The sequence below is a fragment of the Streptomyces thermolilacinus SPC6 genome, from assembly GCF_000478605.2.
Classification (GTDB): domain Bacteria; phylum Actinomycetota; class Actinomycetes; order Streptomycetales; family Streptomycetaceae; genus Streptomyces; species Streptomyces thermolilacinus.
In genome coordinates, this window is the sequence record NZ_ASHX02000001.1 from 6,213,539 (window position 1) to 6,236,327 (window position 22,789).

Annotated in this window: 17 protein-coding genes; 6 read left to right on the plus strand and 11 right to left on the minus strand. The window is 75.3% G+C overall.

What is annotated here, in order from left to right:
- Positions 1 to 189: 189 nt before the first annotated feature.
- A complete protein-coding gene (locus J116_RS27005) occupies positions 190 to 1,506 on the plus strand; it encodes a streptophobe family protein (RefSeq protein WP_028964581.1) in 1,317 nt (438 codons plus the stop codon).
- A 16-nt stretch (positions 1,507 to 1,522) separates the two neighbouring features.
- Here the strand turns inward: J116_RS27005 and J116_RS27010 are convergent, their stop codons facing one another.
- From J116_RS27010 to J116_RS27020, 3 genes are read right to left on the minus strand one after another with little or no spacing between them, the layout of a single operon-like run.
- Entirely contained in the window at positions 1,523 to 2,557 is a 1,035-nt protein-coding gene (locus tag J116_RS27010; protein WP_023590208.1) for a serine/threonine-protein kinase, read from the minus strand.
- Positions 2,557 to 3,729: an SH3 domain-containing protein gene (locus J116_RS30505; RefSeq protein WP_023590209.1), complete on the minus strand. Its 1,173-nt coding sequence runs from the start codon at positions 3,727 to 3,729 to the stop codon at positions 2,557 to 2,559. The genes J116_RS27010 and J116_RS30505 overlap by 1 nt, the downstream gene beginning before the upstream one ends.
- A 7-nt stretch (positions 3,730 to 3,736) precedes the next feature.
- Positions 3,737 to 6,292 carry an FHA domain-containing protein gene (locus J116_RS27020; RefSeq protein WP_023590210.1) on the minus strand — a complete coding sequence of 852 codons (2,556 nt, stop codon included), beginning with the start codon at positions 6,290 to 6,292 and terminating at the stop codon, positions 3,737 to 3,739.
- 111 nt (positions 6,293 to 6,403) lie between these two features.
- Between J116_RS27020 and J116_RS27025 the strand changes: the two genes are divergently transcribed.
- Positions 6,404 to 7,291, plus strand: coding sequence for an SDR family oxidoreductase (locus J116_RS27025; protein WP_023590211.1), 888 nt, complete (start codon positions 6,404 to 6,406; stop codon positions 7,289 to 7,291).
- A 64-nt stretch (positions 7,292 to 7,355) separates the two neighbouring features.
- On the opposite strand, the gene J116_RS27030 is transcribed toward J116_RS27025, so the two are convergent.
- Positions 7,356 to 7,847: a GNAT family N-acetyltransferase gene (locus J116_RS27030; RefSeq protein WP_028964582.1), complete on the minus strand. Its 492-nt coding sequence runs from the start codon at positions 7,845 to 7,847 to the stop codon at positions 7,356 to 7,358.
- A 192-nt stretch (positions 7,848 to 8,039) separates the two neighbouring features.
- Positions 8,040 to 9,029: a YihY/virulence factor BrkB family protein gene (locus tag J116_RS27035; RefSeq protein WP_028964583.1), complete on the minus strand. Its 990-nt coding sequence runs from the start codon at positions 9,027 to 9,029 to the stop codon at positions 8,040 to 8,042.
- Between the two features lie 81 nt (positions 9,030 to 9,110).
- On the opposite strand from J116_RS27035, the gene J116_RS27040 reads away from it, so the two are divergent.
- A complete protein-coding gene (locus tag J116_RS27040) occupies positions 9,111 to 10,502 on the plus strand; it encodes an NADP-dependent succinic semialdehyde dehydrogenase (RefSeq protein ID WP_023590214.1) in 1,392 nt (463 codons plus the stop codon).
- Positions 10,503 to 10,574: 72 nt separating this feature from the next.
- Here J116_RS27040 and J116_RS27045 read toward each other — a convergent pair whose 3' ends face one another.
- Positions 10,575 to 11,558: a glutathione S-transferase family protein gene (locus J116_RS27045; RefSeq protein ID WP_023590215.1), complete on the minus strand. Its 984-nt coding sequence runs from the start codon at positions 11,556 to 11,558 to the stop codon at positions 10,575 to 10,577.
- A gap of 66 nt (positions 11,559 to 11,624) precedes the next feature.
- Entirely contained in the window at positions 11,625 to 12,467 is an 843-nt protein-coding gene (locus J116_RS27050; RefSeq protein WP_051203632.1) for an MmyB family transcriptional regulator, read from the minus strand.
- Positions 12,468 to 12,657: 190 nt separating this feature from the next.
- Between J116_RS27050 and J116_RS27055 the strand changes: the two genes are divergently transcribed.
- Positions 12,658 to 13,710 carry a TrmB family transcriptional regulator sugar-binding domain-containing protein gene (locus tag J116_RS27055; RefSeq protein WP_028964584.1) on the plus strand — a complete coding sequence of 351 codons (1,053 nt, stop codon included), beginning with the start codon at positions 12,658 to 12,660 and terminating at the stop codon, positions 13,708 to 13,710.
- Between the two features lie 315 nt (positions 13,711 to 14,025).
- Here J116_RS27055 and J116_RS27060 read toward each other — a convergent pair whose 3' ends face one another.
- Complete coding sequence (locus tag J116_RS27060) at positions 14,026 to 15,087, minus strand: PHP domain-containing protein (RefSeq protein WP_051203944.1); 1,062 nt, start codon at positions 15,085 to 15,087, stop codon at positions 14,026 to 14,028.
- A gap of 53 nt (positions 15,088 to 15,140) precedes the next feature.
- Positions 15,141 to 17,213, minus strand: coding sequence for a SpoIIE family protein phosphatase (locus J116_RS27065; protein WP_023590219.1), 2,073 nt, complete (start codon positions 17,211 to 17,213; stop codon positions 15,141 to 15,143).
- A gap of 184 nt (positions 17,214 to 17,397) precedes the next feature.
- On the opposite strand from J116_RS27065, the gene J116_RS27070 reads away from it, so the two are divergent.
- Together J116_RS27070 and J116_RS27075 are read left to right on the plus strand one after the other, a co-directional pair.
- On the plus strand, positions 17,398 to 18,459 hold the full coding sequence (locus J116_RS27070; RefSeq protein WP_037948459.1) for a PucR family transcriptional regulator: 1,062 nt from the start codon (positions 17,398 to 17,400) through the stop codon (positions 18,457 to 18,459).
- Between the two features lie 142 nt (positions 18,460 to 18,601).
- The gene (locus tag J116_RS27075; protein ID WP_023590221.1) at positions 18,602 to 19,627 is read left to right on the plus strand and encodes a LacI family DNA-binding transcriptional regulator; all 1,026 of its coding nucleotides are present in this window, start codon (positions 18,602 to 18,604) and stop codon (positions 19,625 to 19,627) included.
- Here the strand turns inward: J116_RS27075 and J116_RS27080 are convergent.
- Together J116_RS27080 and J116_RS27085 are read right to left on the minus strand one after the other, a co-directional pair.
- Positions 19,614 to 20,372 (minus strand): tyrosine-protein phosphatase, encoded by a 759-nt coding sequence (locus J116_RS27080; protein WP_023590222.1) that lies wholly within the window; start codon positions 20,370 to 20,372, stop codon positions 19,614 to 19,616. The two genes, J116_RS27075 and J116_RS27080, sit on opposite strands and share 14 nt — an antisense overlap.
- 69 nt (positions 20,373 to 20,441) lie before the next feature.
- The gene (locus tag J116_RS27085) at positions 20,442 to 22,763 is read right to left on the minus strand and encodes a glycosyl hydrolase family 95 catalytic domain-containing protein (RefSeq protein WP_023590223.1); all 2,322 of its coding nucleotides are present in this window, start codon (positions 22,761 to 22,763) and stop codon (positions 20,442 to 20,444) included.
- Positions 22,764 to 22,789: the final 26 nt, after the last annotated feature.

The window sequence follows — 22,789 nt, forward strand, 5'->3', positions numbered from 1 at the left end:
GGGGGCTGGCCTGGGGCCGTACCACCTGGTCTGGGGTGCGAGAGGGGGCCCGACGGGGGACCTGTGGGGCGACCGGACGCAGGGTCGGAAGTCACATTCGTCCCTTTCTTCCGTTCTGTGTTCATTGTGTGCCCCATCCGGGTGCCGCCCGCAAGCCGGGAGTCCCGGACCACGCCTAGCGTGGGCAGAGTGAGCAGCCACAGCGCCGCACAGCGCGGCCCCGCACGACGCGGCACCGCACCGCACGGGCCCCGCCACACCGTGCGGCTCTGTCTCGACGCCCTCCTCTCGGTGCTCGTCGCGCTCACGGCGATGGCCGTCGTCGCCGCCCTCGGGCTGTGGGCGGCGGGTGCGGCGGAGCTGCCGGGCGGCGCGTTCCCCCGGGTCGTCGCGGCCGTCGTCGTCATGGCGGCGGGCGGCGACATCGAACTTGCGGGCGGCGCGGGCGATCTCGCGCGTACGGACGCCGAACTGACGGCCATGCCGCTGTCCGTGGCCCTCGTCGGCGCGTTCACCCTCGCCACCGGATTCCTGCGCCCGCTGCGGCACCGCGCCGTCGCCTCCACCGGCGAACTGCTCGCCCGCGTCGCCGCGACGGCCGCGATCTGGCTGGCCGCCCTGGCCGCCCTCACCGCCCTGGCCCGCCACACCTTCACCGACCTGCTGCCCGCCGGCTCGCCCGCCGACCTGCTCGGCGACCTCCTCGACGCGTCGCCCGGCATCGGCTTCCGCGCGGACCTCGGCAGCACCCTCCTGTACGGCCTGCTGTGGGTGCTCGGCGTCCTCGCCCTCGCCCTGCTCGTCTCGCGCCGGGCGCCCCTCCCGGCGCGGCTGGTGCGCTACCAGGAGCCGGTGCGGCCCGCCGCGTTCGCCATGCTGTTCCTGCTCCTCGCGTACGTCGTCCTCGGCCTCGCCGTCGGTGTCGTCGTCGCCGCGACGCGCGGCCACGCGGCGGACACCTTCGCCGTACTGCTCCTCGGCCTGCCGAACCTCGTCTGGCTCGCCCTCGGCCTCGGCATCGGCGCCTCCTGGGAGGGCAGGGTGGACGGCCCGTTCGGGCTGCCGATGCCGCACGTGCTCGACCAGGTCCTGCGCGGCAGCGAGGAGACGACCCTCGACGTGCGGTCGCTCGCCGCGCACGACGACCGCGCCTGGTGGCTGATCCCCGTCGCGGCGGTGCTGCTGCTGGCCGCCGCGTTCGTCATGGCGGTCCGCTCCCCGGCCCGCACCCGCCTGTGGCAGCAGGCGCTGCACCTGGGCGTGGCGTTCGCGCTCACCCTCCTCGTCGTCGCGCCGCTGACCCGCCTCGACGCGCGGCTCGGGCTTTCGCTGCTCGGCATCTTCGAGGTGGACGCGCTCGGCGGACAGGTCAGCCTTCACCCCCGGGTGTGGGCGGCCGCTGGCCTGGCGCTGCTGTGGGGCGCCCTCGCCGGGTTCGTCGGCGGGCTCCTCGCCCACCGGGTCCGCCGCAGAGGCGAGGTGGACGCCGAGCCACCGGGTCGCTGAGCGCGGCGCCGCCGTCTCACGCGGCCGTGCCGGTGCCCCGGAAGACCGGCAGGGCCCACAGCGGGGGAGCGGGCGGTGGGGGCGGGGGCCCGGCGGGCGGCGGCGGGAAGTCCAGGTGGTCCTCCGGCGGGCGGTCCGGTCCGCCCGTGCCCTCCCGGTCCGGGCCCCCCGCGCGGCCCTTCGCCGCCCGCCGCAGCTCCGTCACGAACCCCATGCACGAGTCGAACCGGTGCTCCGGCGCCTTCGCCAGCGCCTTCGCCAGCACCGCGTCCACCCCGGACGGCAGTCCCGCCCGTACGTCGCTCAACGGCGGCGGCGGGTCGTACTGGTGCGCCCACAGCAGCGCCATGTCGTCGTCCCGGCGGAACGGCGGCGCCCCGGCCAGCGTCTCGTACACGACGCACCCCAGGCTGTACACGTCGCACCGCCCGTCCACGGGCCGCCCGGAGATCTGCTCGGGCGCCACGTAGTCGAGGGTCCCCACGAACTGGCCGACGCTCGTGAAGCCCGTCAGCGACAGGGACTTCTTCGTCAGCCCGAAGTCCGTCAGGTACACATGCTCGGGCCGGTCGCTGTCGGTGCCCTCGGCGACCAGGACGTTGCCCGGCTTCACGTCCCGGTGCACCAGTTCGTGGGCGTGCGCCGCGTCCAGCGCGGAGGCGACCTGTACGGCGATCCGCACCGCCGTCGCGACGGGCAGCGGCCCGGTCCGGTCCAGCAGGGCCCGCAGGTCCTGGCCGGGCACGTACCGCATGGCGATGTACAGCAGGCCGTCGGTCTCGCCCGCCTCGAAGACCGGCACGATGTTCGGGTGGTCGATCGCGGCCGCGACCCGCGACTCGTGCGCGAACCGCTTGCGGAACGTGTCGTTGCGCGCCAGCTCCGGCGCCAGCAGCTTCAGCGCGACGGTGCGGCCGAGCCGCAGGTCCATCGCCCGGTACACGACCGCCATGCCGCCCCGGCCGATCTCGGCGTCGATCCGGTAGTGCGCCACCTGGCGGCCCACCAGACCAGACGGCCGCCCGGAGGGCAGCTCGACACCCGAGCCCATCACCCGTCACCCGCCCCGTCGCCGCCCCGGCGGGCGCGCCCCGCGGCGGGCAGGTCCGCCACCCGCGTCGGTTCGGCGGCGGACGGCCGCCCGGACGGGTGGCTGTCGTCGGGCCCGTCCGCTCCACGGCTGCCGGCGCCGTCATCGTCGTCCGGTACGGGCGCGGCGCCGCCGGGCTCCGCACGTGCCGGTCCGCCGGCGCCGGGGCGGACCACACGGGTGGGCTCCGCCCCCGGTGGCCGGGCGGGGCGGGCGGGCTCCGCATCCGGGGCCCGGGCGAGGCGGGTGGGCTCGTGCCCGGCGTCCGCGCGCGGCGGTACGGGGCCGCTGTCGGGGCCGCCCGGAGAGGCGTCGGGAGGGGCGTCGGGAGGGGCGTCGGGAGCCCGCGCCCCCTGCGCCGGGCCGGGGCCGGGAGCCTGGACCACGCGGGTGGGCTCGTAGCCGGCCGGGGACCGGCCGTGCGGGGGGCCGACGGGCGGTGCGGCGGGCCCTGCGGGCGGCGGCTCGTCCGCCCGTACCGGCACCACCCGTGTCGGCTCATGCCCGGCGGCGCCGCCCTGGGCGCCCGCCGCCGCGTCCCCGTCCCCCGCATCACCGGGCGGTGCCATGCGGGTCGCGCCCTGGGCAGGGGGCTCGGGCGGGGGCGGAGGCGGGGTCGCGGACGGGGTGGACGACGTGGCGTACTCGGCCAGCCGCGTGCCGTCGCAGTACAGCCAGCGCTCGTGCTCGGCGTCGTACAGCCACATCGCCTCGCCCTCGACGACGACGCCCAGCCGCAGCCCCGCGGTGCCACGCCGGAACCCCTCACCGTCCACGCGGCCCGCCGCCAGGTCCTCCGCCGCCCCCCGGTACCGGCCGAGCGACGCCTCCGCGCGGGCCAGCAGCGGGCGCGGGTCGGCGGCGCGCGCCATGTCGTGCGCGGCGGCGGGCGGGTCCTCCGGTACGGAGACCAGGAGCCGCCCGTCCACCCACGCCGACCAGCCGTTCGAGCACAGGACCCGCGCCCAGTCGCCCATCCGCTCCAGCAGCTGCACCGGCAGGAACGGGTCCAGCGGCACCGTCGGCCTGGCCGTGCCGGGCGTGTCCCACGCGGGCATGCCGTGCCGGGGGACGACATGACTGGGCCGGAAGTCGTCGAGGACCAGGTCGCCGGCCCGCACCGCAGAGCCCATGGAGCGCCTACTTTCGCATGATCACCGGCTCGTGGCGGCGCAGCAGCCGCACCACCGCGAACCCGAGGACGACGGCGAGCGCCAGCAGCACGCCCATGTCGAGCAGCCACGTCGGCAGGTCGTGCGCGAACAGCGGGTCCTTCGACCGCTCGCCCGGCACCGTCGCGCCGAGGTCCACGGTCGAGGCCATCGCGGCGAACGCCCACCGGGACGGCACCAGCCACGCCAGCTGCTCCAGCACCGGCGTGCCCCGCACGGACAGCAGCGCCCCGCAGAACACCACCTGCACGATCGCGAGGAGCACCAGCAGCGGCATGGTGACCTCCTCCTTGCGCACCAGCGCCGACACGAACAGGCCCAGCATCATCGCCGTGAACGACAGCGCCGCCACCGACAGCGCCACCTCCACGAGCGGCGGCAGCAGCACGCCCTTGCCGTCCGGCACGTTCATCGGCACGCCGACCAGCGCGACCAGCGTCAGCACCACCGCCTGCACCACCGTGACCAGGCCGAGGACGACCACCTTCGACATCAGGTACGCCGACCTGGACAGGCCGACGGCCCGTTCCCTCCGGTAGATGGTCCGCTCCTTCACCAGCTCCCGCACCGCGTTCGCCGCGCCCGTCAGGACACCGCCCACGCACAGGATGAGCAGCACGTTCAGCGTCGATTCGCCGCCGAGCCTGCCCTCCGACAGGGCCCGCGCCATCGCGCCCATCACGAACGGCAGCGCCACCATGATCGCCAGGAACGTCCGGTCGGCGCTCAGCGCGGCCGCGTACCGCCGCACGAGGGTCCGCAGCTGTGAGCCCCAGCTCTGCGCCTTCGGCGGCGGCGGGGGCGGCGCGGCGGCGGACGCGCCGGGCGCGGGCGCGGCGGGGCGCCGCATCGCGGCCTCGATGTACCGCTCATGGTGCTCCGAGTCCCGGAACCGGCCCGCCCAGTCCCGCTCCCGGTCGTTCTCGAACGCCTCGAACGCCTCCGGCCACTGCGCGCAGCCGAAGAAACCGAGCGCCTCGTCCGGCGGCCCGTAGTACGCGATCCGGCCGCCCGGCGCGAGGACCAGCAGCCGGTCGCACACGTCGAGGCTGAGCACGCTGTGGGTGACGACGATGACCGTGCGCCCGTCGTCGGCGAGCCCGCGAAGCATGTGCATCACCGACCGGTCCATGCCCGGGTCGAGGCCGGACGTCGGCTCGTCCAGGAACAGCAGCGACGGCTTCGTCAGCAGCTCCAGGGCGACGCTGACACGTTTGCGCTGGCCGCCCGACAGGCTGTGCACGGGCTGGTCGGCGCGCTGCTCCAGGCCCAGTTCCCGCATCACCTCGTCGACGCGGGCCTGCCGCTCCGCCTTCCGCGTGTCCTCGGGGAAGCGCAGCTCGGCGGCGTACGTCAGGGCGCGGCGCACGGTCAGCTGGAGGTGCAGGATGTCGTCCTGCGGGACCAGCCCGATGCGCTGGCGCAGCTCGGCGTACTGCCGGTACAGGTCGCGCCCGTCGTACAGGACGGTGCCGTGGTCGGCGGGCCGCAGCCCGGTCAGGGCGTTCAGCAGCGTGGACTTGCCCGCGCCGCTCGGGCCGACCACGCCCAGGAGGGCCTTCTCGCCGACGGGGAACGTCACCCCGTCGAGCAGCGTCTTGCGCCCGCCGTCCACCCGGACGGCGAGTTCCTGCACGTCGAGGGAGATCTCGCCGGTGTCCGTGTACTCGACCAGACGGCCGCCGACGACGCAGTACGCCTGGTGGCCGATGCCGATGATGTCCTCGGGCGTCACCCGCGCCTCATCGACGGGGCGGCCGTTGAGGTAGGTGCCGTTGTGACTGCCGAGGTCACGGATCGCGTACGTGCCGTCGGGGCGGGACGTCAGCTCCGCGTGGTGCCGGGAGACCACGAGGTCGTCCACCACCACGTCGTTGTCCGGGGCGCGGCCGATGCGGACGGTCCGGGTCGGGAGGGGGCGTACGGAGGTGGGGCGCCGGAACGTGCCGGTGGAGCCGGGCAGCGACACGGACGAGGGCCGGGGCTCGGGCGGGGGCCCGGAGCCGGGAACGCCCGCGCCGGTGAGGGGTACGGCCCCGGGCGCGTCCCCGCCGGTGCCGCGGACGGCCTCGGGCGCGTCCGTACCGGTGTCGCGTACGTCCTCCGGTGCGTTCGTGCCGGTCTCCGGCACGTCCGCCTCCGCCACCGGCACGGCCCCGGCCGCACCCGGCTCGGCCGCCGGTACACCCGGCTCGGGCTCCGGTGCCGCCTCCGAGAGAAGCGCCTCCGGACCGTCGTCCGGGTGGCCGAAGCGCAGGACGGTACCGGCGCGCACGTCACGTTCGGTGACGCGCACGCCGTCCGCGTACGTGCCGTTCGTACTGCCCTCGTCCCGGACCGTCCACCGGCCGTCCTCGTCGCGGAACACGGCGTGGTGCCACGAGACCCTGGTGTCCGCGAGCGCGATGTCACTCGCGGGGTCGCGTCCCACCCGGTAGACGTGGCTCGGACGCAGCACCGTGGAGTGCCCGTCGACATCGACGACCAGCTCGGGTGCGGTAGGCACGACGGGCCGCTCTCCCATGAGGGAATTTTATCTTTTCGTACCGAAATGCGCCTGATGCGCGGAGTGTGCTCCCGGAGGGGAGGGGAACGTGGAAACCGATCCCACACACCCCCTCGACAGGAGGCGCTCATGACGTCCGACCACGCACCCGAGAACCCCACGACCGCCCACCCGCGCCCCGAGTTCCCCGAGCAGGAGCAGCAGCACCCCGGCCGGACCGACGCGATGCGGCCCCGCCCGGACCACGGCGAGGAGTCGTACCGGGGCAGCGGCCTGCTGAGGGACCGGGCCGCGCTCGTCACGGGCGGCGACTCCGGGATCGGCCGCGCGGTCTGCCTGGCGTTCGCGCGCGAGGGCGCCGACGTGCTGTTCGCCCACCTCCCGGAGGAGGCCGAGGACGCCCGCGAGACCGCGCGCCTCGTGGAGGACGCGGGCCGCAAGGCGGTCGCCGTGCCGTGCGACATCCGCGAGGAGCGGGCGTGCCGGGACCTGGTCGAACGGGCCGTCACCGAGTTCGGGCGGATCGATGTGCTGGTGAACAACGCCGCGTACCAGATGGCGCAGAGCGAGGGCATCGAGGCGATCACGACCGAGCAGTTCGACCGGGTGATGAAGACCAACCTGTACGGGATGTTCTGGCTCACCCGGGCCGCGCTGCCGCACATCCCGGAGGGCGGCTGCGTCCTCAACAGCACGTCCGTGCAGGCGTACAAGCCGAGCCCGCCGCTGCTCGACTACGCCATGACCAAGGGCGCCATCGTCACCTTCACCCAGGGCCTCGCCCAGCAGCTCGCCCCGCGCGGCATCCGCGTCAACGCCGTGGCGCCCGGGCCGGTGTGGACGCCGCTGATCCCGGCGACCATGCCGGAGACGGCCGAGTTCGGCAAGCAGGCGCCGCTCGGACGGCCCGCCCAGCCCGCCGAGATGGCCCCGGCGTACGTCTTCCTCGCCTCGGCCGCCGCGAGCTTCATCACCGGCGAGATCATGAACGCCACCGGCGGCACCCCGCTGCCCTGACACCGCGCCCCGGCCCCGGCGGCGGTGCCCCGCCCGGGCGGCACCGCCCGGGCCCGTCAGCCCGTCACCCCAGGCGTGCCGCCCGGGCGGGGAGCGCCGCGACGACCTCGTCGCCCTCGGTGTCGGCCGTCCGGCGGAAACCCAGCGAGGAGTACAGGCGCTCCGCCGTGACGTTGTCCGGATCGTAGGAGAGACGGATCTCCTCGCAGTCGTCCCGTTCCGCCAGCCACGCCAGGAGCGTGCGCACGGCGGCACGTCCGGTGCCCTTGCCCTGCTGGGGGCCGTCGATCAGCATGCCGCCGACCCAGTACGTCCCGTCCTCGTCGTCGCGGGCCCACATCACGTGCCCCACCACCGCGCCGTCGGCGCACACCGCCAGGGAGGTCCACACCTGCCCGCGCGCCGACAGCAGCAGGTAGCGCGCGGCCAGCGCCGGGGCGAAGCGCCGCTGGTCGTCCAGCGGCGCGACGTCCGCGACATCGCGCCAGTTGTCGTCGTCCATCTCGTGCAGCGCGACGCCGCGCCCCGCTCTGTCGGTCAGTCCGTGGTCGATCACGCCGGTCAGGGTACGGAGCCCCGGCCGTTCGGGCGAATGGTTTCCCTTGCCGCGGCTCCCCGGCATCGGCCCCTTGCGTGCCGGGCGCCGGTGTCCCGGCCCCGCGCGTGCCGGGCGGCGCCGGACAAGCAGCGGAGCCTCCGGGTGGGTCGCCCCGCCCGGAGGCTCCGGTCATCCCGCCCGCGGCCCGGGTCATTCCGCCGTCCCCCGGCCGAGCCGCTTGCGCCGCCGGGAGACGCGGCCCCGCAGCACCGCCGGCCACTTCCGCATGTCGCGCGGCTCCACGTACGGCTCCTCCGTCGCCGGAAGGCCCGCCCGGATCGCCCGCTGCCGGGCCAGCTCCGCGTTCAGTTCGAGCCCCAGCAGCACCGCCAGGTTCGACAGCCACAGCCACACCAGGAACACCACGACACCGGCCAGCGTCCCGTACGTCTTGTTGTACGAGCCGAAGTTCGCCACGTACAGCGCGAACCCGCCCGAGGCCACCAGCCACAGCAGCACCGCCGCCACACTGCCCGGGCTCAGCCAGCGGAAGCCGAGTCCGCGCACGTTCGGCGCCCGCCAGTACAGCAGCGCCAGCATCAGCATCACCAGCAGCACCAGCACCGGCCACTTCGCGATGCCCCACACCGTCACGGCCTCGTCCCCGGCGCCGATCACCTCACCGGCCCGCCGCGCGAGCGGCCCCGTGAACACGACGATCACCGAGCTGGCCGCCAGCAGCACCATCAGCACCACCGTCAGCCCGACCCGCAGCGGCGTCAGCTTCCACACGGGCCGGCCCTCCGGCAGGTCGTACACGGCGTTCGCGGTCCTGATGAACGCCGCCACGTAACCGGACGCCGACCACAGGGCGGCCAGCAGACCGACCACGGCCATCAGTCCGCTCGCCGCGCCCGACCCCTGCAACTGCCGCACCGCGTCGCTCAGCAGGTCCCGGGCGGGGCCGGGCGCGAGCTGCCCCAGGCCGTCGAGCACCGAGCGGGTCGCCGAGTCGCCGACCACGCCGAGCAGCGCCACCATGACCAGGAGGGCCGGGAACACGGACAGCACTCCGTAGTACGTGAGCGCGGCCGCCCGGTCGGGGAGCTCGTCGTCGAGGGCCTCCTTCGCCGTGCGCCGCACCACCGTTCGCCAGGACCGCGCGGGCAGGTCCGCCGGTCCGTCGTCATGATTCGCCATGCCACCCCTGGTTACCCGGTACGGGCATCCCAACCAGGCCGGCGGCCCCGCGCCGCGCACGCTCCCCGAGGAGGACCGCCCATGCCCATCGCGACGGTGAACCCCGCGACCGGCGAGACGCTCAGGACGTTCCGGCCCCACGGCCCCGACGAGGTCGAGGAGCGGATCGCCGCCGCCGACCGGGCGTTCCGCCACCACCGCACGACCGGCTTCGACGAGCGGGCCGCGCTACTGCGGCGCGCCGCCGACCTGCTGGAGCAGGACGTCCCCGACATCGCCCGGACCGTCACCACCGAGATGGGCAAGCCCCTGGCCGCCGCCCGCGCCGAGGCCGCCAAATGCGTGAGGGCCATGCGCTGGTACGCGGCGAACGCCGAGGCGCTCCTCGCCGACGAGGAGCCCGCCGACGGGGACGTACGGGACTCCGGCGCGGCCGTCGCCCGCGTCCGCTACCGGCCCCTGGGGCCCGTCCTCGCGGTCATGCCGTGGAACTTCCCGCTGTGGCAGGTCGTGCGGTTCGCGGCGCCCGCCCTGATGGCGGGGAACACCGGTCTGCTCAAGCACGCGTCGAACGTCCCGCAGACCGCCCTCTACCTGGAGGACCTGTTCCGCCGCGCGGGCTACCCGGAGGGTGTCTTCCAGACCCTCCTGACCGGGTCCGACGCCGTCGAGGGCGTCCTGCGCGACCCGCGCGTGGCCGCGGCGACGCTCACCGGCAGCGAGGGCGCGGGCCGGTCCGTGGCGGCGGTGGCGGGCGACGAGGTGAAGAAGACCGTCCTCGAACTGGGCGGCAGCGACCCGTACCTGGTGCTGCCCTCCGCGGACATCGAGGGCGCCGCCGCGACCGCCGTCACCGCCCGCACACAGAACAACGGCCAGTCGTGCATCGCCGCGAAACGGTTCATCGTCCACGCGGACGTGTACGACGACTTCGTGGAGCGGTTCACCGCCCGGATGGCAGCGCTGCGGGTGGGCGACCCGATGGACGAGTCCACGGACGTCGGCCCGCTGGCCTCCGAAAGGGGCCGCGCCGACCTGGAGGAGCTGGTCGAGGACGCCGTGGAGCGCGGCGCCGAGGCGCGCTGCGGCGGCCGCCGGCCGGAGGGCCTGGACCGGGGCTGGTACTACGAGCCGACCGTGCTGACCGGGGTCACGCCGGAGATGCGGATCCACCGCGAGGAGGCCTTCGGCCCGGTGGCCGCCGTGTACCGGGCCGGTGACCTGGACGAGGCGCTGGAAATCGCCAACGACTCGCCGTTCGGGCTCAGCTCCAACGTGTGGACGCGCGACGAGTCGGAGATCGAGCGCTGCGCACGCGACCTGGAGGCGGGCGGCGTGTACGTCAACGGCATGACCGCCTCGCACCCGGCCCTGCCGTTCGGCGGCGTCAAGCGGTCCGGGTACGGGCGGGAGCTGTCGGGCCACGGCATCAAGGAGTTCTGCAACGCCACCACGGTCTGGCGGGCCGCCTGACGCGAGCGGCCGCCCGACGCGAGCGACGTGCCCGGGGCGGGGCCCGGGACCGGGCGGGCCCGGGCGGCGGGATCAGAGGGGTACGACGACCTCGTCCTGCCGGGGCGGCGAGGGCGGCGTCCCGTCACCGAACGGGCGCCCGCCCAGCTCCTCGCGGTGGTGCGGCGTCCGCCAGCCCCGCAGGTCCGGGCCGCGCGGCACGATCCGCGTCGGGTTGATGTGCCGGTGCACCACGTAGTAGTGGCGCTTGATGTGGTCGAAGTCCACCGTGTCGCCGAAGCCGGGAGTCTGGAACAGGTCGCGGGCGTACGCCCACAGCACCCGGTCCTCGGTCAGCTTGTTGCGGTTGCACTTGAAGTGGCCGTGGTACACGGCGTCGAACCGCACCAGCGTGGTGAACAGCCGCACGTCCGCCTCGGTGATCGTGTCGCCCACCAGGTAGCGCCGGGCCGCCAGGTGCTCCGACACCTGGTCGAGCCGCGCGAACAGCCGCCCGTACGCCTCCTCGTACGCCTCCTGCGAGGTGGCGAACCCGGCCTCGTAGACGCCGTTGTTGACGTCCCGGTAGACGCCGTCCATCCGCTCGTCGATCTCGTCGCGCAGGCGCTCCGGGTACAGGTCGGGGGCGCCGGGCCGGTGCAGGCGGGTCCACTCGGTCTCCAGGTCCAGGGTGATGCGCTGGTAGTCGTTGGTGACCAGCCCGCCGGTCGGCACGTCCACGACCGCGGGGACGCTCACCCCGCCCGGATGGCCCGGCTCCCGCGCCTCGTACGCCTCCGACAGGAACCGGATGCCCAGCACCGGGTCGCGGCCGTCCGGGTCGAGCGTGAACCGCCAGCTCCGCTCGTCCTGCACCGGGTCCGCCACGGCCAGCGACAGCGCGTCCTCCAGGCCCAGCAGCCGCCGCACCACCAGGGAGCGGCTCGCCCACGGGCAGGCCCTGCTCACCACCAGCCGGTACCGCCCGGCCTCCACCGGCCAGCCGTCCCGCCCGTCCTCGGTGATCCGGTCGGTGAACCGGCTGGTCGCACGCTCGAATCGTCCGTCGTCACTCATGCGCGCCCGAGTACCCGCCCGGCCCCACCCGATGCCGCCCACCCCACGCGCCACCCCACCCCCGCCTCACCCCATGGGGCCCAGCGTCCCCACCGCCCCCAGCGGCCCCGGGCGTCCCGTCGGGCGGTGCTCGCCGGGGTGGAACGGCAGGATCAGCAGCCGCGCCCGGGGCGCCGCCATCGGCTGTGCCGCGCACACGGTGATCCACCCGGGCCCGTGCTCCGCGTGACGCACCGGCCGGTCGCCGCCGTCGGGGTGGACGTACGCCCCGGCCGACTCGTACACGCGGGCCGCCGCCGGATCGTCCAGGACCTCCTTCTCGATGCCGCACAGCGTCGGGTCCTCCGGGTCCGCCGCGAGGGCGGCCCGCAGCTGCGGCAGCACCAGCGGGGCCCACGCCGTCTCCCAGTGCCGCAGCACCGACCGCGCCTCCGGCTCCACCGTCATCCAGCGCATCACGTTCGACGGCACGCGGCGGTCCGGGAACAGCGCGGCGAACGGCTCGTTGTACGCCAGCGTGTTCCACGAGCGGTCGCTGACGTACGCCATGTGGGAGATCCCGTCCAGCGCGAGCCGCCACGTCCCCGGCACCGCCTCCCCGGCCCGCTCGTGCAGCGGGTGCGGCGGGTCCTGCCCGAGCGCGTACCGCCACAGCGCCACCCACTCCTGCTCGTTCATGCCGAGCAGCCGCGCCACGTCCTCCAGCAGGTCCACCGGTGGGTTCGGGTAGCGGCCCGACTCCAGGCGGCCGTACGTGTCGGGCGCCCGGTGCAGCAGCTGGTCGATCTGCGCCTGCGACAGGCCCGGCGCGCGCCGGCCCTGCCGGGTCGGGCGGGACAGCCCGTGGCTCTCCGGCGCGATCAGGGCACGGCGCTCCCTCAGCAGGTAGCGCAGGGCGACCTTGTCCATGACGGTCCCTCCCCCAGAGGGACGGCCTGCCGCGGGTGGTCGGCCCGCAGGTGGCCGTCGCGGTGTAACGGTGGCGCGGGCAGAGAGCAGCCGCACCGGTACGCTGGCCCACCGTGCGCCGACGATCAAGTGCCCGCGGGGTGCGTACCTGCGCACGGCGTACACACGCAGTCGCGAACAGGGGCGGGAGATGACCGGAAGGGACGGCTCGGTGCGGCCGGGGGACCCCCTGTCGGGCGCGGCGCGAGCGCTGTACGCCCGCATCACCCGCGGCGAGCCCGTCGGGCCCGACGACACCGGCGCGCTCGGCGAACTCGTGGCCTGGCGGCTCGTCAACGTGGACCCCGACCGGCCCGCGCCGCCCGTCGCCCTCGACCCGCAGGAGGCGGGACGCCGCCGGCTGGACGACGAGCTGCGCGACCTCGCCGCACGCGCAGCCCGGATCGCCGCCATCCCCGACGTCAGCGACGAGCTGGGCCTCCACTTCGAACGCGCCAAGTGGCGCTCCGGCTCCGGCAGCGAGTTCCTGGCCGGCCGGGAACAGATCACCGCCCGGATCGCGGAGGCCGTCGACCGCGCCGAGAGCGAGGTCCTCACCGCCCAGCCCTGGGGACCGGCCTGCGAGGAGTTCCTCGGCGAGATCACCGACCGGGACTCCCGCGCCCTGGCCCGCGGCGTGCGGCTGCGCACCCTGTTGGGGGACGGGGTGCGCGACGACGCGGCGGCCCGCGCGTGGGCGACCGTCATGTCCGCGCGGGGCACCCGGTTCCGTACGCTGCTCGCGCCGTTCCAGCGGTGTGTCGTCGTGGACCGCCGCCAGGCGTTCATCTCCGACCACGTCGTCGGCGGTGACCCCGACCAGACCGCGTGGCATGTGCGGGACCGGGCGTTCGTGGCGTTCGTCGCCGAGGGCTTCGAGGACGCCTGGCGCCGCGCCGACATCTGGTACGGCGACCCGCGTCGCGCCGTGCCCACGGAGGAGGAGGGGGAGTTGACGGAGCGTCAGCGGGAGATCCTCATCGACACGGCCGCCGGTGTGGACCAGCGCATCACCGCCCGCCGCCTCGGCATCGGGCTGCGCACGCTCACCAAGGAGCTCGGGCGGCTGCGTGCACGCTGGGGCGCGCCCACCCTCGCCGCGCTCGCCTACCAGTGGGCCCTCTCCCCGGAACGGCTGCGGACCACCGGCCCCGCGGACGGCACCGGCCCCGAGGGCACCGGGGGCGAGGAAATCCGCGGCTGAGGTGCCCGCTCCGGTTTTCCACTGAAAAAGCATCAGGGGAAAAACGCGACGGGACTGTTGCATCCTGAAGGAGGTCGGGAGGTCAACCGGCCCTTCGAGGAGCGCCGTTACTCCGCGAAGCCGCTGTTACGGGGGACGTTATCCGCGCCTCATGCCAGAACCGGGCAGCGCAGGGCACGGGCAGCGTGTCCTGCCGGGCATCGCGCGGATACCGCAAGGTCACTGCCAGGGCCTTGTCGGACGCAAAGCCGAGCCTTCGGTACGTCCCCCGTGATACGGCACCTCCCGCCCCCGTCCCGTGACCGGAGGACCGCCTCAGCGTGGCGCCTCACGCGTCCGCGTCCAGATCAGCAGATCGTCCGCCGACCAGGTGTTCACCACCCGCTCCGGCGGGACACCGCACTCCTCGGCCCGCGCGCAGCCGAGGATCTGCCAGTCGAGCTGGCCCGGCGCGTGGGCGTCCGTGTCGATCGCGAAGTACACCCCTGCCGCCACCGCCCGCCGCAGCAGTCGGCGCGGCGGGTCCAGCCGCTCCGGTCGGCTGTTGATCTCCACCGCCGTGCCCGAGTCGGCGCAGGCCGCGAACACCTGCTCCGCGTCGAACTGCGACTCCGGGCGCTTGCCCGACACCAGCCGTCCGGTGCAGTGCCCCAACACGTCCACCAGCGGGTTCGTCACGGCCTTCACCATGCGCCGGGTCATCGCCGGGGCGTCCATCCGCAGCTTGGAGTGGACCGACGCCACCACCACGTCCAGCCGGTCCAGCAGCTCCGGCTCCTGGTCCAGCGACCCGTCGAGGAGGATGTCGCACTCGATGCCCGTCAGCAGCCGGAAGGGCGCCCACCGCTCGTTCAGCTCCGCCACCACGTCGAGCTGCTCCCGCAGCCGTTCGGCCGACAGGCCGCGCGCCACCGTCAGGCGCGGCGAGTGGTCCGTCAGCACCGCCCACTCGTGGCCCAGCTCCGCCGCCGTCCGGCCCATCTCCTCGATGGGGCTGCCGCCGTCCGACCAGTCGGAGTGCAGATGGCAGTCACCGCGCAGCAGCGCCCGCAGCGCCGACCCCGCCCCGGTCGCCGGCCGGTCCGCCTCGTCCTCGAGCCTGCGCAGATACGCCGGTACGTCCCCGGCCAGCGCCTCCCGCGCCACCTGCGCCGTCTTCGGGCCCACGCCCCGCAGCCGCTCCAGGGTCCCCGTCCTGGCCCGGGCCGCGACCTCCTCCCGGTCCAGGGCGGCCAGCGCCGCCGCGGCCGTACGGAACGCCTTCACCCGGTACGACGGCGCCAAGGCCCGCTCCAGCAGGAACGCGATCCGCTCCAGCGCCTCCACCGGATCGCCCCCGCCCCCGGCCTGCTCCTCGTGCCCGTTGCCGCCGCTCACAGCGCCCTCACCGCCCGCGTCTCCGCCCACGCCCTCACCGCCCGCGCCGCCGCTCACGCCCGTGCCGCCGGGCCGATCTCGCACCACACGGCCTTGCCCTCGCCGCGCGGCTCCACGCCCCACCGCGCCGCCAGCGCGTCCAGCAGCAGCAGTCCCCGGCCCGACGTGGCCGCCTCGCCCGGCGTACGGCGCCGGGGCCACGCGCTGGACCGGTCCTGCACCGCGAGCCGAACCCGCCGCACCGGCTCCGGCAGCACCTCCAGCGTCAGCACCGCCCCGCCCTCCGTGTGGAGCAGCACGTTGCCCAGCAGCTCCCCGGTGAGCAGCTCCGCGTCGTCCGCGTACTCCCGCATGCCCCAGTCGCGCAGCGCCCGCCGCACCACCGCCCGCGCCTCCGACAGGCCCTCGGGGTCCGCCTGGTGGATGTACTGATGGATGCGCGGCGCCCGGGTGGTGCCCGGGTCCGGGCTGCGCCGCAGCACCAGCAGCGCAACGTCGTCGCCCGCGCCCCACCGCTCCCAGAACCGCTCCGACAGGTGGTCGGCCAGCGCCTCCGCGCCCGGCGGGCCCGCCGCGATGGCCTCCGCCAGCGCCTCCACGCCCTGCCCGATGTCGGCACCCGGCTCCTCCACGAGGCCGTCCGTGCACATCACCAGCGTCTCGCCGGGCACCAGGTCCAGGCGCGTCTCCGGGTACTCCTCGTCCTCGAACACGGAGGCGATGCCCAGCGGCAGCCCGCCCTGGAGCTTCGGCAGCCCGACCCGGCCGTCCGTGTGCCGGATCAGCGGCCCCAGGTGCCCCGCCCGTACCGCCCGTGCCGTGCCGGTGCCCAGGTCCACCTGGGCGTACGTGCACGTCGCGAACCGTTCCGTGTCCAGCTCGGCCAGGAAGCGCGACGCCCGGGCCAGCACCGTCGACGGGGCGTGGCCCTCGCCCGCGTACGCGCGCAGGGCGATGCGCAGCTGCCCCATGATCGCGGCGGCGTGCGTGTCATGGCCCTGCACATCACCGACGACGATCCCGACGCGGCCCTTCGGCAGCGGGATCACGTCGTACCAGTCGCCGCCCACCTGACGGCCGCTCCACGCCGAGTGGTAGCGCACGGCGATCTCGCCGCCTTCGATCTCCGGGATGCGGCGCGGCAGCATCGTCGCCTGGAGACCGGTGGCGAGCTCGCGTTCCTCGTCGAAGAGGATCGCCCGCTGGAGTGACTGGGCGACGATCGCGGCGAGGCCCAGCGCGAGGTTCCGCTCGTCCGCGCTGAACGTCGTGTGCTGCCGGTAGAACAGCACCATGCCGCCCAGCGTCCGCGCCTGCGCGACCAGCGGCAGATAGGCCGCCGCCCGGAAGGGCAGGCGGCCCGCCAGCGGCGCGAGCAGCGGATAGCCCTTGATCAGCTCCTGGAACGAGCTGGTGAACAGCGGCCGCCCGCTGATCACCACCTCGTGCAGCGGGAGGCCGCTCTCCAGCCGCCGCACCCGCATGCCGTCCAGCACGTCCAGCGACTCGCCGCTCAGCGCGATGATGTGCAGCGAACCGCTCTCCACCAGGCCCAGCGCCAGCCCGTCCGCGCCGAGCCGGGCGAGACCGCCGGGACCGGTCAGGGCCGCCGTCACGTCGTCCACGGTGACCGCCCGCGACAGGGCCCGCGTCGAACGCTCCACCATGTCGGTCTGGCGCCTCCGGCGCCGCTCCAGCTCCTGGACGAACTCCGAGTGGGTCACCTCGGACGTCGCGTCGCGCACGATGCCCACGATCCGGTGCGCCCGGCCGCCCCGGTCCCGCAGGATGCGCGCCTGCACATGCGTCCACTGCTCGGAGCCGTCGTCCCGGTCGAGCCGGAAACGCGCCGCGTAGGAGGACCGGCCGCTGGTCAGCGCGTCCTTCACCACGCCGTCCAGCCGCTCCCGCTCCGCCTGGTCCAGGCGCTTCACCAGCGTCGGCGGACGCCCGTCGAACGTCGCCGGGTCCTGCCCGAAGACCAGTAGCCCCGCCGGATCGACATCGATCGTGCCGGAGTCGAGGTCCCAGTCGAAGCTGCCCGTGCGGTTCATGGCGAGCCGCTCGGTCGGCCCGATCTCTCCGCCGTGCTCCCGCTCGGCGCCGAGCGCCCGGTTGTCCGTCATCTCCCTCATTGTCGAGCCCGCCGACGGCGAACGCCAAGGTGTCGGCGCCGTCCGCCCGGCCGACCGGGTGGCGGACACATGCCACCCGGTCTGGCACCCTTACCCGGGCGACATGGTCGTCCGGGTGCCGCGGGGCGGCGCCCGGCGAGGACGACGGACCGGAAGGGGAAGTGGGGCAGCGGTGGTGGCGGGGCGGGAGCAGGAGATCTCCGACGAATACCTGGAGGGCTACGCGGAGCTCCTCACGGAGGTCGCGGCCACCGGCAGGCGGCTCACCCGCGACGAACTGCAGGCCCGCCGCGCCCTCGGCGAACGCGCCGCCAAGGACGGCCACGGACTGCGCGCCCTGGTCGTCGCGCACCTGGCCGCCACCCGCGCCGGCTGGCCCGGCGACCACGCCACCGACTCGGTGCTGGCCGCCGTGCAGCAGGCCGTGGACGCGTTCGCCGCCGGTTACGAGCAGGCGCAGCGGCTGGCCGTGCGCCGCGAGGAGGCCGCGCGGCGCGAGTTCATCGACGACCTGCTGTACGGGCGCAGCGACCTGGGCCGCCTCGCCGAGCGCGCCGAGCGGTTCGGGCTGCGCCTCGCCCGCGCCCACGCCGTCGCCGTGGCGGACGCCCCCACCGCGTACGACGAGACGGAACCGGTGTCGCGGCAGGTCGAGCAGGCGCTCCTCGGCCGGTTCGGGGACCGGCGCATCCTGTTCACCACCAAGGACGGCAGGCTCGTGTGCGTGGCGCCCGGCGACCAGGACGACGTGCTGGCGTTCTTCGCCAAGCAGGCGTACGCCGCGACCGACGGCGGCCGGGTCGCCATCGGCCGCCCGCACCCGGGCCCGGGCGGCGTCGTCCACTCGTACGAGGAGGCACTCAACGCGCTGGACCTCGCCGAGCGGATGAACCTGGACGAGCCGCTGCTGCGCGCCGCCGACCTGCTGGTCTTCCCCGTCCTGACCCGTGACCGGCAGGCCATGGCGGACCTGGTGCGCAGCACCCTCGGCCCGCTGGAGCAGGCCCGCGGCGGCGCCCGGCCGCTGCTGGACACGCTGACCGCGTACTTCGACTCGGGGTGCAACGCCGCCGAGGCCGCGCGGCGGCTCAGCCTGAGCGTGCGGGCCCTCACGTACCGGCTGGAGCGCGTCCACCGGCTCACCGGCGCCGATCCGGCCGACCCGATGCACCGCTACACCCTCCAGACGGCCGTGATCGGCGCCCGGCTGCTGGACTGGCCGGGACGCGAGCTGTGACCCGACACGGGGCGTCGAAGCGCTTCGACGCCGTCCCCCGCCGCATCTCTGGACACCCGGCAGGCGCCGCTCTAATGTCGAAGACAACCGAGTCGAAGCGCTTCACCTCGCGCAGCTTTGTCCTACCCGTCCGGGAGAGCCGATGGTCACCCTCGCCGATGTCGCTCAGCATGCCGGAGTCTCCGCCAGCACGGTGAGCTACGTCCTGAGCGGCAAGCGGTCCATCTCCGCCTCCACCCGCGCCCGTGTCGAGCGGAGCATCGCCCAGCTCGGCTACCACCCCAACGCGGGCGCCCGCGCTTTGGCGTCCAGCCGTTCCAACATCATCGCGCTGATGATCCCGCTGCGGACCGACATGTACGTCCCGGTGATGATGGAGATCGCCATCGCGGTCGCCACCACCGCCCGCGCCCACGGCTACGACGTGCTCCTCCTCACCGGCGAGGAGGGCCCGGCCGCCGTCCGCCGCATCGAGGGCAGCGCCCTCGCCGACGCCATGATCCTCATGGACGTGGAGCTGGACGACGACCGGCTGCCGCTGCTGCGCGAGGCGACCCGCCCCGGCGTCCTCATCGGCCTGCCCGCCGACCCGGCCGGACTGAGCTGCGTCGACCTCGACTTCGAGGCCGCGGGCGCGCTCTGCGCCGAGCACCTCGCCGGGCTCGGCCACCGCGAGATCGCCGTCATCGGCGAGGCCCCCGCCGTCTACGAACGCCACACCGGCTTCGCCGAGCGCACCCTGAGCGGCCTGCGCGCCCGCAGCGCCGAACTGGGCGTCCGGCTCCTGCACCGCCCCTGCGAGGGCAGCTACGCCGCCGTCGCCGCCACCCTCTCCCGGATCTACGACGAGCGGCCCGGCACCACCGCTTTCGTCGTCCAGAACGAGGCCGCCACCGACCCGCTGCTCGCCCTGCTGCGCCAGCAGGGCCGCGCCGTGCCGGAGGACGTGTCGGTGATGGCGATCTGCCCCGACCAGGTCGCCGCGCACGCTTCCGTACCGCTCACCTCCGTCGCCGTGCCCGCCCAGAGCATGGGCCGCCACGCCGTCGAGCGGGTCGTCGCCAAACTGGAGGGCCGCGGTGCTGACGGTGTGGTCCTGCTGGCGCCGGAGCTCACCGTCCGCGAGAGCACGGGGCCGCGGCCCGTGCCGCCCGTCAGCCCCCGGTGACGGCGGCGGGCGCGGGCTCCAGCAGGTTCCGCCGCAGGGCGCCCAGCAGGGCGTCGTCCACGCCGAGCCGCCCGGCCGCGTAGCCGGTCAGCGACCCGTACCGGCTCCGCACACCGTCCAGGAACAGCCGCATCGCCTCCCCGGGCGCCCGCCCGAAGTGCGGCGGCCAGGCCAGCTCCCGCCCCGGGTCGCTCGCCAGCCACTCCGCGACGAGCCCGTCCCGCGCCAGCTCCGTCAGCTCGAAGTCCGCCACGATCGTGTCGTCGTCCACCCCGAGCAGTGCCAGCACCAGCGCGGCCAGCAGCCCCGTGCGGTCCTTCCCCGAGGCGCAGTGGAAGACGAGCGGTCCGCTGTCGTCGTCTGCGATCACCTCCAGCGCCCGGCGCAGTTCCACCACGCCGTCCTGCGCGACCTCCAGGTACCGCTCCGCCAGATACGGCCCCACCGCCACCTCGGGGCCGAGGCGCGCCTGGTCGTACGGCCGGTGCTCCACGCTCAGGTTGAGGTACGCGAACGACGGGTGCTGCGGTATCCGGCCCCGCCACTCGATCTCCCACGGGTAGCGCAGGTCCACGACCGTCCGCACGCCCAGCGCGAGGAACCGGTCCCAGTCGTCGTCGCGCAGCTTGCCCAGCGAGTCGGAGCGGTACAGCCGCCCCCACCGCACCGCGAGCCCGCCACCGGCCGCGTACCCGCCCAAGTCGCGGAACTTGTGCAGCCGTTGGAACACCAGGTGTCTGTCCATGCGGGGATCATGACAGGCGGCGTCCGCCCGGGACAGGAGGATTTCCAGCGCCATACGGCCGCCGGGGCGTCACCGGGCGGGCAGCGTCAGCGTCACGTCCTCACCGGCGGCCAGCCGCAGCGGCCGCGCGCCGCCCGGCGTCCGGAGGTCGATCCGCGCCGCCCGCGACGGGCGCACCGTGGCCGTGCAGCGCCCGTCCCGCCACTCCAGGTCCACCCGCGCCCCGAACCGGGTCCGCACCCCGCGCAGTACGCCCCGCGCCCACCCCGCCGGAAGCGCCGGCAGCAGCACCAGCCGGTCCGGCGCCGACTGCACCAGCAGCTCGATGAGCAGCCCCGGCAGGGTGTGCGCGGTGTCCGCGTTGTACACGTCGCGCGCCGGGTAGTGGGAGCTCATCAGCGAGTCGTGGAAGAAGTCGCCCTCCAGCACCCGCCGCAGCGCCCCCGCCGCCCGCTCCCCGTCCCGCAGCCGCGCCGCGACCAGCGCGTGGTGGAGGTGGCCGTGCGCCGAGTCGTTCTCCGTGCCCCGCAGTTCCAGCGCCCGGTGCGCGGCCCGTGCCAGGTCCGGTGTGTCGTACGGGTTGATCTCGCCCAGCGGCCACACCGGGTACAGATGGCTCAGATGCCGGTGGTCGTACGCGTCGGCCAGCCCCGGCCACGCCCACTCGGCGAGCGCCCCCTCCCCGTTGACCCGGTACTCCGGGAGCCGCGCCGCCAGCGCCCGCAGCCGCTCCGCGTCCGCCGGGAGGTGCGCGGCCGCCGTGGTGAGAGCGTGCCGGGCGGCCGCGATGTCCATGGTCGCGTTGACGGTAACCCAGCTCGCGTTGGCGGGCCGGTTCTCCGGCGAGTACGACGGGACGACCACGAGCCGCCCGTCCGGGCCCGTCCGGGTGAGGAAGTCCTCGTAGAATAGGGCCACTTCGGCGAGGGCCGACACGAGCCGGGGATCGGTCTCCCCGGTCGTCTCGGCGTCCTCCACCAGCGGCAGCAGCAGCCAGTCGGCGCCCGCCGTCCACACGTGCAGCGGGTAGGCGCGCTGGAAGTGGTACGAGTGCCCCGACACCCCGTCCGTGTGGGCGGGCGCGACCACACCCCGCGCCCCGAACACCGCCCGCGCGTTGTCCCGCCAGTCCGCCAACTGCCCGTAGACGAGGGCCGCGTGGGCGTGTGCCACCTCCGGGAGAGCGGCGGCGGCCGCCGATGCGGTCTGGAGGTTCAGGTTGGCGTCGGTGGTGAACGCCCCGCACCAGGCCGTGTCCCAGTCGCCGGTCCACAGCCCCACCAGCCGGGGCGGCAGCATCCCGCTGGACGACAGCAGGTGGTACCGGCCCGCCGCGAACAGCCGCTCCAGCAGCGCCGCACCGCCCCGCAGGGCCAGCAGCGCGCTCCCCGGCAGCGCCCGCTCGGCCGGGTCCCCGCCCAGGTCCAGCACCACCCGCTCGTACGCGCCCCGGTGCGCCTCCTCGTGCCGGGCCAGCAGCCGCCCGTACGCCCGCGCCGGGTCGCCCTCCCCCTCCAGCAGGGCGCGCAGCGCGGCCGCCTCCGCGTGGACGTCCAGGTCACCGGTGTGGCGGCGCACCCGCGTCAGCAGCAGCACCTCCCGGACGGCGCCCGGCAGCCGTACGCCGCCGCCCGCTGGTTCGGCGGTGCCGCCGGGCGCGACGACGAGGGTCACGCCCGTGAACGCCGCGTCGCCGTCCGGGTAACGGGCCCGCAGCGTGAGCAGGGCGCCCCCCGGGGCGGGCACGGCGCTGTGGGCCACGGCCAGGCCGGGCGGCGCGCCGGGCAGGTCCGCGTCCAGGGCGACGCGCGTACCGGGCGTCCGCCCCGCAGCGCCTCCGAGGTCCCGGCCGCCCGGCACGGCCGGGAGGGACCACCGCTGGACGATCACGTCGTCGGCGCGCGAGACGAACACCCGGCTCTCGTGGCCCGCGTCCACGGCCCGGACCACCCCGGTCGCGAAGTCCACCTCCCGCCGGTACCCGGTCACGGGCGCGCCGGTCCGGGGCGCGCCCGTTGGGGACGGCGCGCCGTCCCGGTGCAGGCGCACCGCGAACGCCGGGTGGAAGGCGCCCACCCAGCGCAGCGGCCGCCCGTCGGTGAACCCCTCCGCAGCCGTCGTGTCCCCGGCCAGCAGCCGGTCCTGGAGCTCCGGCAGCCGCCCGGCGAGGCGCGGCGGCAGCGTGTCGGCGGGCGGCACGGGGAGGACCAGCGAGTGATGCGTGACGATCACCCGCTCGTCGTACGGGTCGCCGAACACGAGGACGCCGTGGCGGCCGTTGCCGCTGAGGAACGCGTCCTCCCACCGCGCGGCGGGCGCCGCCTCCCACGTCCCGTGCACCGGCCCGCCGCCGCTCGCCCCGCCCACCCGGTCACCCGGCCCGGCGCCCACTCGCGTTCCGTCACCCGGCCCGGCGC